This is a genomic window from Actinomyces sp. MRS3W (assembly GCF_032465695.1).
Lineage (GTDB): Bacteria > Actinomycetota > Actinomycetes > Actinomycetales > Actinomycetaceae > Actinomyces.
Window position 1 is genome coordinate 1 of the sequence record NZ_JAWDJJ010000265.1, and the last position, 13,603, is coordinate 13,603.

Below are 13,603 nucleotides of genomic sequence, written 5' to 3' on the forward strand. Positions count from 1 at the left end.
CAGTAGGCCAGGCGCGCCCCGCGCCCGAGCCGCGCCCCGAGCAGCTGCGGCAGGGAGCGGCCGGTGACAATGCCGAGCTTGGCGCTCTGGTACTGGATGAGCACCGCCATGGTGTTGGCCAGCACGAGCACCCAGACGAGCGTGTAGCCGTAGCGCGCGCCGGCGGTGATGTTCGCGGCCACGTTCCCGGGGTCCACGTAGGCGACTGCGGCCACGAAAGCCGGGCCGAGCAGCGCCAGCAGACGGTGACGCTGCGGCGCGGGACGCGGCGTGTGCTTGCGCACGATGGCCTCGACGGCGTCATGCGTGTTGCCGGGGTCGGACACGGTCGGCCTCCTCACATAGTTTCGGTTACCCGAAATTCTACTCCATGGTGTCCGCCTATGCGTGCGTCGGCGTCGCCACAGGGAACGGGGGCGGGGTGGGCCCGAGACCTCCGGTACGCTGGCGCGCGTGACCCCAGAAGAGCTCGCCGAAGCGATCCGCACCGTCCTTCTCGCCGCCGCCACCGACGGCAGCCTCGCTCTCCCGCCCGAGGAGGTGCCGCTGCCCAAGGTTGAGCGCCCCCGCTCCCGCGAGCACGGTGACTGGGCCACCAACGTCGCCATGCAGCTGGCCAAGAAGGCCGGCACCAACCCGCGCGCCCTGGCCGAACTGCTGGCCGAGCGCGTGGGCGCCCTGGACGGCGTCGCCTCCGCCGAGGTTGCCGGCCCCGGCTTCCTCAACATTCGCCTGGACGCCGTCAGCGCCGGCGAGCTGGCCCGCACCATCCTGAGCGCTGGCACCGCCTACGGCACCAACGATTCCCTGGCCGGCCAGCACATCAACCTCGAGTACGTCTCCGCCAACCCCACCGGCCCGGTCCACCTGGGCGGCGCCCGCTGGGCAGCCGTCGGCGACTCACTGGCCCGCATCATGGCCGCCTGCGGCGCCGAGGTGACCCGCGAGTACTACTTCAACGACCACGGCACCCAGATCGACCGCTTCGCCGCCTCCCTCCTGGCCGCCGCCCGCGGACAGGAGACCCCGGAAAACGGCTACGGCGGCGCCTACATCCCCGAAATCGCGGTACAGGTCACCCGCGACGAGCTCGCCGCCGGCCGCCCCGACCCCGCCACCCTGCCCGACGCCGAGGCCGCTGAGGTCTTCCGTGCCCGCGGCGTCGACCTCATGTTCGCCGCCGTCAAGGCCGAGCTGCACGACTTCCGCACGGACTTCGACGTCTTCTTCCACGAGGACTCCCTGCACACCTCCGGCGCGGTGGACCGCGCCATCGGCCGGCTGCGTGAGCGCGGCGTCATCTTCGAGGCCGACGGCGCCACCTGGCTGCGCACCACCGACTTCGGGGACGACAAGGACCGGGTCCTCATTAAGTCCGACGGCGACCCCGCCTATTTCGCCGCCGATGTCGCCTACTACCTGGACAAGCGCGCCCGCGGCGCCGACTGCGCCATCTACCTGCTCGGCGCCGACCACCACGGCTACATCGGCCGCATGATGGCCATGTGCGCCGCCTACGGCGACGAGCCCGGCGTCAACATGCAGATCATCATCGGCCAGCTCGTCAACCTCGTGCGCGAGGGCGAGCCGGTGCGCATGTCCAAGCGGGCCGGCACGGTGGTCTCGCTGGCCGACCTGGTCGACGCCGTCGGCGTGGACGCCGCCCGCTACGCCCTGGCCCGCTCCTCCATGGACTCCATGATCGACATCGACCTGGACCTGCTGGCCTCCACCTCCAACGACAACCCCGTCTACTACGTCCAGTACGCCCACGCCCGCATCCGCAGCGTCGCCCGCAACGCCATGGAACGGGGCGTGAGTCGCGAGGCCGGCTTCGACCCGGCCCAGCTGAACACCCCGCACGACTCCCAGCTGCTGGGCGTGCTCGCCCAGTACCCGGCCATCGTCGCCCAGGCCGCCGCACTGCGCGAGCAGCACCGGGTGGCCCGCTACCTGGAGTCGCTCGCCGCCGCCTACCACACCTGGTACGGCGCCACCCGCGTCACCCCACGCGGGGACGACCCGGTCGATGCCGGGCACGTCGCTCGCCTGTGGGTCAACGACGCCGTCGGCCAGGTCATCGCCAACGGCCTGGGCCTACTGGGCGTCTCCGCTCCGGAGCGCATGTGATGAGCGCCGTGCCCGCAGGAGAGGCCCCCCTCGGCGCCCTGGTTGCGCCCGAGCCCGATGTGCGCCCGGATCTGTGGCCGACGACGGCGCAGCGCACCGCCACCGGCCAGCTCACCCTGGGCGGTCGCACCGTGAGCGAGATCCTCGCCGACGCCCCCACCCCGGTGTTCGTCCTGGATGAGGCCGACCTGCGCGGCCGCGCCGCCACCTGGGCGGCCGCCATGGCCGAGGAATTCTGGCCCGACTACGGCATGAACGGCGGCGAGGCCTACTACGCCGGCAAGGCCTTCCTCACCACCCGCGTGGCCCGCCTCGTCTTAGAGGAGGGTCTGGGCATCGACACCGCCTCGGCCGGGGAGCTGGCCGTCGGCATGACCGCACTGGGCACCGTCGACGGTGAGGAGGCCACCAGCCGCGCCACCCGCCTGGGCCTGCACGGCAACGGCAAAACCGAGGCCGAGATTCGCGTCGCCCTCCACCATCGCGTGGGCCACCTCGTGCTCGACTCCGCTGCGGAGATCGACCTGGCGGCCGCGGCCGTACGTGAGCTGCGCGCCGCCGGCGTCTACGGCCCCGAGGAGACCGGCTCGGTCATGCTGCGCCTGACCACCGGCATCCACGCCGGCGGGCACGAGTACATCTCCACCGCCCACGAAGACCAAAAATTCGGCATCTTGGTGGCCACCGGCGCCGCGCTGGACGCCGCCCGCGCCGTCGTCGCCGCCCCGGAGCTCACCCTGCACGGGCTCCACTCCCACATCGGCTCCCAGATCTTCGACCTGGCCGGCTTCCGCGAGGCCGTTCGCGTCGTGCTCAAGCTGCGCCACGACATCGCCCAGGCCACCGGCGTGCTGTGCGAGGAGGTCGACCTGGGCGGCGGCTACGGCATCGCCTACACCGGCGCCGACCCGGTGGCGCCCTCGCCCGCGCAGGTTGCCCGCGCCCTGGCCGAGGCGGTCCGTGACCTGTGCCGCGAACTCGGCGACGCCGTCCCGCACGTGTCCGTTGAGCCCGGACGCAGCATCGCCGGCCCCGCCATGGTCACCCTGTACACGGTGACCGGGCTCAAGCGCGTCGAGCTGGGGGAGGACGCCAGCCGCCTGTATGTGAGCGTGGATGGCGGCATGAGCGACAACATCCGCCCCGCCCTGTACGACGCCGCCTACACGGCGCTGCTCGCCAACCGGCGCCCCGACCCGGCTGCCGGGCTGACCCGGGCGCGCGTGGTCGGCAAGCACTGCGAAAGCGGTGACGTCGTCGTGCGCGACGTCGACCTGCCCGCTGACCTGGCCGTCGGCGACGTGCTCGCAGTCCCCGCCACCGGCGCCTACGGACGGTCCATGGCCAGCAACTACAACCTGTTCACCCGCCCCGGCGTGGCCTGGGTTCACGAGGGAGCACAGGGCTGGCTGCTGCGCCCGGAGACCATCGCCGACCTGCTCGCCCTCGAGGGGGAGTAACTCGGCGGTACCCAGGACTCTGTCAGGCCTGGGCAGGAGGCAACGCGGGATCGTGCGCATTCAGTCCTTGAGCGCGGGCGGCGTTGGCCAGACGCGCGTCATGGGTGAGGACCGTGACCGGGTCGCGCGGATCATCCAGCATGACGGCAGTGGCCAGGTGAATCGCGTCTAACGACTTGAGCTCGCCCACGAATGAGCAAGCGCGCTCGATGACGTCGTCGTTGATGCTGACAAGGGCCACATCGCTGAGTGCCTGCGTTGCCGCCTCTTGGTCGATCCGAGCGCGATGAGCGAGTCTGGCGGTCTCAATCCTGAGCAACACCGAGGACACGAGTTTGTCGGTGCGTGCGGCTGTATCCACAACGGACTGTGCCGAGTCGGCACCCCCCTGATTCAGAAGAATGAGACCGATCGCAGAGGTGTCGATGTACATCACGGCACTTCCTCCCGATCCTCGTCCAGGAGCTGTTGCAGCGTCATTCCCTCGGGCAGGGTGAAACGAGGAATAGGTCCGGTTCGTTCGTGTGTGGCTTCTCGGATGAGCCCTTCGCGCAAGAGGCGCTCGTAGGGGGTCTCGTCAGACTCGATCGGGACCAGGCGTGCAACCGGTCTGCCGCGGTCGGTGATGGTGACAGGACGGCCGGAGGAGACGACATCGGTGACGATCCGCCCGGAGCGCTGGTTGAGCTCACGCAGGCTTACGGTGCGGGTGCTTGCGTCGTAGTCGGAAGGAGTGCGGCGCCGCCCGGCTGCGGCGGGCGGTCGTTCCATGGCGGGCTGGGCGTTCATGCGTCCAGAATCCCATATGTTCTACATATTCTACAACGGTGCGCTGGGGTGGGAGCTCCGGCGGGGCTGACCCTTAAGGGAACACCCCTACTACCTGGGGAGGAGAGCGTCACGGCGCAATTCCATCCCGGGGACCTACTGCGCGGGTGAGATAGTTCTTACTGTCGGGATATGGACGCAACCCGCTCTTCCCTGGAGACCCCGCCCCCGGCGTGGGGGCGGTATGACGACCCGTCGGGACGCAGGGCGGGCCATCCGGGTCGTGACGGCTTCCTGGCCGCGTGGGCGCTGTTGACCTGCATCCTGGTCGGCCTGCTGCTCATGGTCGCCATCACCCCCTCGCTGTACAACGTCTCGGGACTGGGGCTGGTTCTGCCCGCGTCGACCGGATGGGCCGTCCTCACTCGCCGGGTGCTGCACGATCTTCGTTGATGTCCGCACCGACCAGCCGCCAACGATCCACCGCCGTCTGGTCATCCCAGAAGCGCCGATAGGTGCCGCCGGCCGCGTGCAGCTGCGCATGCGTGCCGATGGCTTCGATGTCACCATCGACGAGGACGACGATCCGGTCGGCGTGGCGGATGGTACTCAGCCGGTGGGCGATCACCAGCACCGTGCGGCCCTCGCTCAGTTCCTCCAGGGCCTGAGTCACCGCCGCCTCGTTGGCGCCGTCGAGTGCGCTGGTGACCTCATCGAGCAGCAGAACCGGCGCGTCCTTGAGGAATGCGCGGGCGATCGCAACCCGCTGGCGTTCGCCGCCGGACAGGGCCGAACCGCCTTCGCCTACACAAGTCTCCCATCCCTGAGGCAAACGATCGACCACCTCGGTCAATCCCGCCCGCTCGGCTGCCCAGCGGACCTGCTCCCAGCTCGCTCCGGGACGGCCGATGCGCACGTTCTCCGCAATCGTCGTGTCGAACAGGTACACGTCTTGGAACACCAGAGATATGTGCTCCATCAGGGTTTCCACACGGGTTCGGCGCACGTCGGCGCCGCCCACAGCCACGCTCCCAGTGTCCACGTCCCAGAAACGTGCCGCCAACCGGGAGAGCGTCGACTTGCCCGAACCGGACGGCCCCACCAGCGCCGTCACCGACCCCGCCGGCAGCGTGAGCGACACATCGTGGATGACCTCCTGGTCGGGGGCGTAGCCGAAGCAGACATGATCGAATACGACATCGAAGGGAGCCGCGGGCGCCTGCGCATGCTCCTCGTCCGGCTCGGGCATGGTGGGTGTGTCCAGAATCGAGCCGATGGAGTCCAGCGCCGCGCTCGCCTCATGAATGGGGGCGACGTAGAAGGCGAGCATGCCCACTGGATCAGCGAAGCGCACCGCCATGAGTGCGAGCGCCACGAACACCGCTGGGTCGAGGCGCCCGCCCAGGAGCAGCATGGTTCCAATTCCGATCGCCAGCACCATCCCGGCCTCCACGAAGGTGTGGAAGCTCATGGAGGCCGGCCCGCTGGCGCGCATGGCCCGACCGGCAGTCTCCTCATCCTCGCGCAGGTCGTGCTCCAAAGGGGCCCAACCGTTCTGGCAGGAGCCGGTAGCGCGCAGGATCGGCTGGAGGTGGGAGAACTCCAGTACCCGTGCGGCCAGACGGCGGGTGGAAGCCTCGCCTTGCAGATACTCGGCGACCACCGCACGCCGCAGCCATCGCAGCGCCCACACGCACAGCGGCAGGGTGATGATCATGGCTGCGCCCATGCGCGGCTCTTGCCACAGGGCGATGACGGCGATCGCCGCCGCCGATCCGGTCACGGAGGCGATCTGCGGCAGCACGATGGACGGCAGGTGGGAGATGGTGTGGATGTCGGTAGAAGTGGCAGCGGCCACCCGCCCGGTGGAGGTCGCATCGAACCAGCCGAGCGGCAGGCGCTGCACCTTCTCCCCGACGGCGCGGATCAGACCACCGGAGACGTCGTCGGAGCCGATCTTGTAGGAGCGCACCATGGCGGCGGCACTGAGAAACGCGGAGGCGCCGGCGGTGACGGCGATTGCTGCGAGCCAGAGGCCTGCCCCGGGACCGCCGGAGAAGAATGCGCGCAGGAAGGGAAGGAGCAGCCCCAGGGCGACGCCTTGCAAAACCCCGGCGGCGGCATGGGCGATGAGCAGCCCGGTCAGATGCGAGCCTCCACCCAAGTAGTGGTTGAGACGGGTGATCATTGCTGCGCCTCCCACAGCGCGCGGTACAGCCCGTCGGAGGCGAGCAGTTCAGGATGCGTGCCCTGTTGAACGACGCGGCCCCCATCCAGTACGACGATCGAATCGGCATCCACCACCGTCGCCAGGCGGTGGGCGATGACCAGCACCGTGCGGCCACGAGCCAGTGCGGCCAGCGCCTGTTGAACTTGGCGTTCCGAGTGCGGGTCGGCCTGGGCGGTCGCTTCATCAAGGAGGAGGACCGGCGCGTCGGCCAGGAATGCCCGTGCCAGGGCGATGCACTGACGCTCACCACCGGACAGGTGCGCTCCTTCGGAGCCGAGTACGGTGTCGTAGCTGTTGGGCAACGCCATCACACGTTCATGCATGCGGGCGGACTCGGCGGCGGCCCGCACCTCCTCATCGGTGGCGTCGGGGCGGGCCAGGCGAATGTTCTCCGCTGCCGTGTCGGTCAACAGCCCGCCCTCCTGCAAGACGATTGCCAACTGGGACAGCAGTTCCTGACTGGAGGCATCCCGCACGTCGGTGCTGCCCAGGCGCACGCTCCCGTCGGTGACATCCCAGAAGCGGGCGGCCAGCCGCACCAGGGTGGACTTGCCCGAGCCCGACGGGCCGACCACGGCGGTCACTGTCCCGGGACGCAGCTCCAAACAGACGTCGTCGAGGACGAGCGGGCCGTCCGCGTCGTAACGGAAGGAGACATGCTCGAAGGTGAGGGATACGCCGCCGCGTTCGTCGCGGTCGATCGGCAGCGGATGATCGGGCTCGGGCAGCTGGGGTTCAGCGAGCAACCTCCCGATGCGAGCGGCGGCGTCCCGCGCCTCAATGAGGCTGTTACCCATGGAGGCGAGGTTCATCACCCCCGACGGCAGACCCACGCCCACCAGCAGGAAGGGAAGCAAATCCACCGGTGCGATCATCCCGCGGTCGGCCAGGAACCAGCCGGAGACGACGATAATGAGAAGCATGAACCCCGGACCCGTGAGTGCGCTGAGCACCGCCATGGGGCGGCCGGGGCCGCGCATCCACGTGTAGGAGGAGTGCGTGTAGCGGTTCATGGCATCGGAAAAACGGCGGAACAGCGCCCCACTCAGACCGAAGGTCTTGACCGCGGTGATGCCGTCGGCCAGTTCCACCGATGCCGCGGCCAGCTGTTTTTCCGCCTCGCTGAACTCCTCGGTCAGCGGCTTCATGTTCCGGGAGGCTAGTGCCCCGGCAATCGCAACAGTGACCAGGAGCCACCCGAGCAGCACCAGAGTGAAGATCCATGAGCGCGTCAGCAGATACACCAAGCCGAATGCCGGAACTCCGATCGCCTGCCCCAGGTCCGAACCGAAATGGGCGATGAGCGAATGCACCTTGGCGGTGTCCTCGGTGATGGCGGAGCGCACACGCCCGGAGGACTCCTCCGTGTGCCAACCCAGGGGCAGGCGTGCCAGCAATATGGTGATGCGGCTGCGCAACTGGGTGCGGAAACGCAGCTCCACCCTATGGGCGTAACCGGTGCCGAGCAGATAGATGAGATGCCCGCCGAGCAGGCCGACGGCAATGCCCGCCACCCACGGCCATGCGGCGCTGGGGGTGAGCGTGCTGGAGAGAGCCCGTTCGGCCAGCACGGTCACGCCGACGGCCGGCAACAGACCCAGGGCGGCGCTGACGAGGCCGGCCAGGAACGCCATTGCGATCGATCCGATGACCGGGGAGAGCAACTCGCGCAGCCCGAGCGCTGACGGCGGGTGTGCCGGAGGCTTGGCGATTGCGGTTCGGGTGGTGGTTTGGGTCATGGCTGCCTCGGTTGCTGCCTGCGCCCGCAGGGGCGACTGTATCGGTCGCAGGCGACGTGAAGACGGCTGCGGCTCACGTTAGTGAGTACGACCTTACAACCGGATCGTTTGCGGACGGAAGAAGCGTCAACTGCGGACGTGCGCCTATGCTGTGCCGAGCCCCGCTCGCCCACGGTGGCGAGCCCGAACACACTCGCGAGGTGGTCCCCGTGAATCAGCGGCTAGCCCAGCAGGACGGGCGCGACGCCGAACCGCAGGCGCAACAGACCCAGGCGCAGTCCAAGAGCACACCGGCGCGCGCGTCGGCCCCCGCCCGCCCCACACTGCGCGTGGGCGTTCTGGGCTCCGGCACCGTCGGCACCCAGGTGGTCCGTCTCCTGCTGGAGCAGGCCGACGACTTCGCGGCCCGCTCGGGCGCCAACCTGGAGATCACCGGCATCGCCGTGCGCGACGTCTCCGCGCCCCGTGACGCCGCCGTCCCGCGGCATCTGCTCACCGACGACGCCACCGACGTCGCTACCTCCAACGACATCGTCATCGAGCTCATCGGCGGCATCGAGCCGGCCCGCACCCTCATCCTCGCGGCCTTCCGTGCGGGCGCCTCCGTCATCACCGGCAATAAGGCGCTCATTGCCGCCCACGGCCCCGAGCTGTACGCGGCAGCCGCCGCGGCCAACACGGACTTCTACTACGAGGCCGCCGTGGCCGGCGCCATCCCCGTGGTCTATGCCCTGCGCGAGTCGATGGCCGGGGACCGCGTCACCAGCGTGCTCGGCATCGTCAACGGCACCACCAACTACATCCTCGATGAGATGAGCACCAAGGGGTTGTCCTTCGACGAAGCGCTCGCCGCCGCCCAGGCGCTCGGCTACGCCGAAGCCGACCCCACCGCCGACGTCGACGGGCTCGACGCCGCCGCCAAGGCCGCCATCATCGCCTCACTGGCCTTCCACACGCGGGTGGGGCTGGACGATGTCGAGGTGGAGGGCATCCGCTCCATCACCGCCGACGATATCCGTGAAGCCCACGCCTCCGGCTGCGAGATCAAGCTGCTGGCCATCGCCCAGCGCCGGGAGGACGAGCACGCCAACGGCATCTCCGTGCGAGTGCACCCGGCCCTCGTCCCCGCCGACCACCCGCTTGCCAGCGTCCACGGCGGCTTCAACGCCGTCCTGGTGGAGGCTGAGTCCGCGGGCAGACTCATGTTCTACGGGCAGGGCGCCGGTGGTACCCCCACCGCCTCCGCCGTGCTCTCCGACGTCGTCGCCGCGGCCGCCCACCGGGTCAACGGCGGGCAGGCGCCCCGCGAGTCCAGTTATGCCGATCTGCCGATCCTTGGGCCCGAAAAGGCACTGACCCGCTATCAGGTACAGCTACGGGTGGCCGACGCGCCCGGCTCGCTGGCCGCCATGGCCCAGGCGTTCGCCGACAACGACGTCTCCATTAACTCGGTGCGCCAGTCCAGCTACGTCAGCGACGAGCAGGCTCTGGTCACGATCGTCACCCATGCGGCTCCCGTCTCCCACCTCGACGCCGCCGTGGAGCGGCTGCGCGGCGAGGAGCGCGTTGACGAGGTCGTCTCCGTGCACCGCGTCGAGGGACTGTGAGCCGCAGATGAGACTGGCCAATGAGCGGGCGGCGGTACGCGTTCCCGCAACCACCGCCAATATGGGCCCCGGATTCGACTCCTTCGGCATGGCCTTCACCTACTACGACGAGGTTGAGGTCCGCCCCATCGTCGGCCCCACCACAGTCGCCGTGCAGGGCGTGGGGGAGGGAATCGTCCCCACCGACGACTCCAACTTGGTCGTGCGTGCCCTGCGCGCCGGGTTGGAGGCCGCCGGGGCCCCACAGGCCGGCTTTGAGATGCATTGCATCAACCGCATCCCCCACGGCGGCGGCATGGGCTCCTCCGCGAGCGCCGCCGTCGCCGGACTCATGCTGGCCCGCGGCCTGCTCTCCGATCCCGACGCGCTGCCGGACGAGGAGGTTTTCCGGATCGCCACCGGCTTCGAGGGACATCCCGACAACGTCGCCCCGGCCGTCTTCGGCGGCGCTACCGTCGCCTGGATTGAGGCCGACGGTACCCCGCGCGCCGCCCCCATGCCGGTGGATGCGAGCCTGGCGGTCAGCCTGCTCGTGCCGCCGTCGACGACGCGGCTGAGCACCGAGGAGGCCCGTCAAGTCCTGCCCGACTCCGTGCCGCGCGCTGATGCCCTGTTCAACACCTCACGTGCCGCCATCCTCATGCTGGCGCTCGCGGGCCGCCCTGACCTGCTCATGGCGGGAACCGAGGACCGGCTGCACCAGGAGTATCGGCGCGGAGTGCTGCCGACCTCCATGGCGGTGATGGACAGCCTGCGCGAGCAGGGCTACCCGGCGGTCATCTCCGGTGCGGGGCCCACGGTGCTGGTGCTCGCGGATTTGTCTCAGCACACCCGCTTCACCCTGGAGCGGCACGGCTGGACGGTGCTGCGCCCCGGTATCGACCTCAACGGCGCACAGCTCCTGTGACATGTCGGCTTCGTTGCTGTCCGGAACGGGAGGGGATTCACACGAAACCGGGCTTACTTGAGGGCCGACACGCCCCGGCGGTCTGCTAAAGTTCCCGTGGCGGCAAGCCGAAACGAAGCGGCAGGCCCCATGCGCACCAGGCTGAGGCCGCAGGCCCTGCCCCGGACCCTCGTTGGTGCACGACTTCTTCCCGTGATCATCCGGGACAGTCCCAGATACATCCGCCACTCCTGGCTGATGCTCACACCGTTAGGACACTCGTGACCGAGATTTCCAGCGCCCGCCCTCCGCTGTCCACCATGCGGCTGGCCGAGCTCCAGCAGCTCGCCTCTACCATCGGACTCAAGGGCACCTCACGCATGCGAAAGAGCGAGCTCATCGCCGCGATCCGTGAGAACCAGACCACCTCATCGACGTCGGCCACAACGAACGAGACCGCCGACTCGACCGACGCCCCCAAAGCGTCCGCTCCCGCACGGCGCCGTGGCCGGCCCGCACGCACGTCCTCGAACCAGGACGACGCCGGCCCCGCAGACGCCGCTCCCGTTGCGCCCTTGACTCCCGCCGCCCCTGAATCACCTGCGGCAAAGGCCGATCCCGAACAGGCCGCGCAGACAACAACTCAACTCACCGACCGCTCCGCCCGGGCACGGGCCCGGCGTCGCGTCACCGCCGCCGCAGGCGCGCCCCAGGACGCCGCCCCGGCGCAGGAGGCCACCCTCGTGCTTGACCTTCCGCAGCGCTCCGACTCCGCTGAGGCGGCCCCGGCCACGCGCGAGACAACGCGTCGTTCCCGCCGGCGTGCCCAGGCCTCCTCCGGGGCCCCCGAGCGCCGGGGCACCGAGTCCGGCTTCGACTCCGCCGATCACGCCGACGCCAAGGCCGCGCTCATGCGCGACCTGGCCGACGCCACTGGTACACCCGCCGTCGAGCCCAGCGAGCACCGGCGCCGCAACGGCAACGACTCCGGCTGGGAGGAACAGGCCGACGACGACTCACGCAGCGGGCGTCGGCGTCGGGGACGCAAGCGCCGCGACCGCGAGGGCCGCGGCGACAACTACGAGGGGAACCAGTCTTCCCGGAGCCAGCAGTCCCGGGAGGAGGAGGTACTGCTGCCCGTCGCAGGCATCCTGGACGTGACCGACCACCAGCACGCCTACCTGCGTACCTCCGGCTACCTGCCCGGCGCCAAGGACGTCTACGTCAACGCTCAGCAGATCAAGGACAACGGGCTGCGCGCCGGTGACGCCATCACCGGGTGGGTGCGTGAGAACGGCGACAGTGCCGGCGCCGGCGGCGGCCAGGGCCGCAACCGGCGGCAGAACCGCGCCAACCGGGTGAAGTACAAGCCGCTGGTGAGCGTGGAGACCGTCAACGGCATGGATCCGGAGCGGGCCAAGCGCCGCCCGGAGTTCACCAAGCTGACGCCCCTGTATCCGCAGGAACAGCTGCGCCTGGAGACCACGCCCAAGGCTCTGACCCCGCGGATCATCGACCTGGTCTCGCCCATCGGCAAGGGGCAGCGCGGCCTGATCGTCTCCCCGCCCAAGGCCGGTAAGACCATCGTGTTGCAGCAGATCGCCAACGCGATCTCGGTCAACAACCCCGAGGCGCACCTCATGGTCGTGCTCGTTGACGAGCGCCCCGAAGAGGTCACCGACATGCAGCGCACGGTCAAGGGCGAGGTCATCGCCTCCACCTTCGACCGCCCCGCCTCCGACCACACCACGGTGGCCGAACTCGCCATTGAACGCGCCAAGCGCCTGGTTGAACTCGGTCAGGACGTGGTGGTGCTGCTCGACTCCATCACCCGACTGGGCCGCGCTTACAACCTGGCCGCCCCCGCCTCCGGTCGCATCCTCTCCGGTGGCGTCGACGCCTCCGCGCTGTATCCGCCCAAGCGGTTCTTCGGCGCCGCCCGCAACATTGAGAACGGCGGCTCGCTGACGATCCTCGCCACCGCCCTGGTGGAGACCGGATCCAAGATGGATGAGGTCATCTTCGAGGAGTTCAAGGGCACCGGCAACATGGAGCTGCGCCTGTCGCGGCAGCTGGCCGAGCGTCGGGTCTTCCCCGCCGTCGACGTCGCCGCCTCCTCCACCCGCCGCGAGGAGCTGCTCATCGACCCGGCCCAGCTGAAGATCATGTGGCGGCTGCGGCGACTCTTCTCCGGGCTCGAACAGCAGCAGGCCCTCGAACTGGTGCTGGGCAAGCTCAAGGAGACCCAGTCCAACGCGGAGTTCCTCATGGTCATCTCCAAGACGACCCCGCAGGGAACCTCCCTGGCGGACGCCGACGACGACTCCAAGCTCGCCTGACAAGCCCCGCCCGCATCGGCCGGGCATGCTCGCTCGGTTGACGCCGGGGCCGAGGACAGCACCGTGCTGCGCCTCACCCGGTTCCACGTTGTGGCGTGCGGCGCGGCCTGGCACAATATCCGATCGGCCTCCGGTTCACCCGCGTATCCGCGTGGGACCCGGGACCCGTTGACACCCTAAGGAGACACCGATGAAGCAGGGGATCCACCCCGAATACGTGCCCACTACGGTCACGTGCACCTGCGGCAACACCTTCGAGACCCGTTCCACCGTCACCTCTGGTGAGATTCGCGTGGACGTGTGCTCCGAGTGCCACCCGTTCTACACCGGCAAGCAGAAGATCCTCGACACCGGTGGTCGCGTGGCCCGCTTCGAGGCCCGCTACGGCAAGCGCAAGAAGTAAGCGCCCCGGCCGTCAGGTCAACGATTCACGACCTTGGGGTA

At 69.4% G+C, this 13,603-nt stretch carries 12 protein-coding genes; 7 read left to right on the forward strand and 5 right to left on the reverse strand.

The genetic code is table 11. The features are described 5' to 3' along the window. Positions 1-284, reverse strand: a 284-nt coding sequence (locus RWX45_RS10065; RefSeq protein ID WP_316023606.1) for an Nramp family divalent metal transporter, incomplete at its 3' end; no start/stop codon positions are given. A gap of 169 nt (positions 285-453) precedes the next feature. Here RWX45_RS10065 and argS point away from each other — a divergent pair. Both argS and lysA read left to right on the forward strand, forming a co-directional pair. Beyond that, positions 454-2,130 carry an arginine--tRNA ligase gene (gene argS / locus RWX45_RS10070; RefSeq protein WP_316023585.1) on the forward strand — a complete coding sequence of 559 codons (1,677 nt, stop codon included), beginning with the start codon at positions 454-456 and terminating at the stop codon, positions 2,128-2,130. Next, positions 2,130-3,590: a diaminopimelate decarboxylase gene (gene lysA, locus RWX45_RS10075; RefSeq protein ID WP_410050712.1), complete on the forward strand. Its 1,461-nt coding sequence runs from the start codon at positions 2,130-2,132 to the stop codon at positions 3,588-3,590. Before argS ends, lysA begins: the two co-directional genes overlap by 1 nt. Positions 3,591-3,612: 22 nt before the next feature. Here the strand turns inward: lysA and RWX45_RS10080 are convergent, their stop codons facing one another. Both RWX45_RS10080 and RWX45_RS10085 read right to left on the reverse strand, forming a co-directional pair. After that, positions 3,613-4,023, reverse strand: a complete 411-nt coding sequence (locus RWX45_RS10080) for a type II toxin-antitoxin system VapC family toxin (protein WP_316023607.1) — start codon at positions 4,021-4,023, stop codon at positions 3,613-3,615. Then, entirely contained in the window at positions 4,023-4,379 is a 357-nt protein-coding gene (locus RWX45_RS10085; protein ID WP_316023587.1) for a type II toxin-antitoxin system Phd/YefM family antitoxin, read from the reverse strand. Before RWX45_RS10085 ends, RWX45_RS10080 begins: the two co-directional genes overlap by 1 nt. 171 nt (positions 4,380-4,550) lie before the next feature. Here RWX45_RS10085 and RWX45_RS10090 point away from each other — a divergent pair, with 171 nt between their 5' ends. Continuing rightward, on the forward strand, positions 4,551-4,811 hold the full coding sequence (locus tag RWX45_RS10090; RefSeq protein WP_316023588.1) for a hypothetical protein: 261 nt from the start codon (positions 4,551-4,553) through the stop codon (positions 4,809-4,811). On the opposite strand, the gene RWX45_RS10095 is transcribed toward RWX45_RS10090, so the two are convergent. Both RWX45_RS10095 and RWX45_RS10100 read right to left on the reverse strand, forming a co-directional pair. Next, positions 4,780-6,546 carry an ABC transporter ATP-binding protein gene (locus RWX45_RS10095; protein WP_316023589.1) on the reverse strand — a complete coding sequence of 589 codons (1,767 nt, stop codon included), beginning with the start codon at positions 6,544-6,546 and terminating at the stop codon, positions 4,780-4,782. The genes RWX45_RS10090 and RWX45_RS10095 overlap by 32 nt on opposite strands. Beyond that, a complete protein-coding gene (locus RWX45_RS10100; protein WP_316023590.1) occupies positions 6,543-8,327 on the reverse strand; it encodes an ABC transporter ATP-binding protein in 1,785 nt (594 codons plus the stop codon). The genes RWX45_RS10095 and RWX45_RS10100 overlap by 4 nt, the downstream gene beginning before the upstream one ends. A 323-nt stretch (positions 8,328-8,650) precedes the next feature. Between RWX45_RS10100 and RWX45_RS10105 the strand changes: the two genes are divergently transcribed. The 4 genes from RWX45_RS10105 (at position 8,651) to rpmE (ending at position 13,562) form a co-directional block, all read left to right on the forward strand. Further along, positions 8,651-9,934: a homoserine dehydrogenase gene (locus RWX45_RS10105; protein WP_316023608.1), complete on the forward strand. Its 1,284-nt coding sequence runs from the start codon at positions 8,651-8,653 to the stop codon at positions 9,932-9,934. Between the two features lie 7 nt (positions 9,935-9,941). Further along, positions 9,942-10,841: a homoserine kinase gene (gene thrB / locus RWX45_RS10110; protein ID WP_316023591.1), complete on the forward strand. Its 900-nt coding sequence runs from the start codon at positions 9,942-9,944 to the stop codon at positions 10,839-10,841. A 260-nt stretch (positions 10,842-11,101) separates the two neighbouring features. Next, a complete protein-coding gene (gene rho / locus RWX45_RS10115) occupies positions 11,102-13,159 on the forward strand; it encodes a transcription termination factor Rho (protein WP_316023592.1) in 2,058 nt (685 codons plus the stop codon). A 190-nt stretch (positions 13,160-13,349) separates the two neighbouring features. Continuing rightward, a complete protein-coding gene (rpmE, locus tag RWX45_RS10120; protein WP_316023593.1) occupies positions 13,350-13,562 on the forward strand; it encodes a 50S ribosomal protein L31 in 213 nt (70 codons plus the stop codon). The last annotated feature ends 41 nt before the right edge of the window (positions 13,563-13,603 follow it).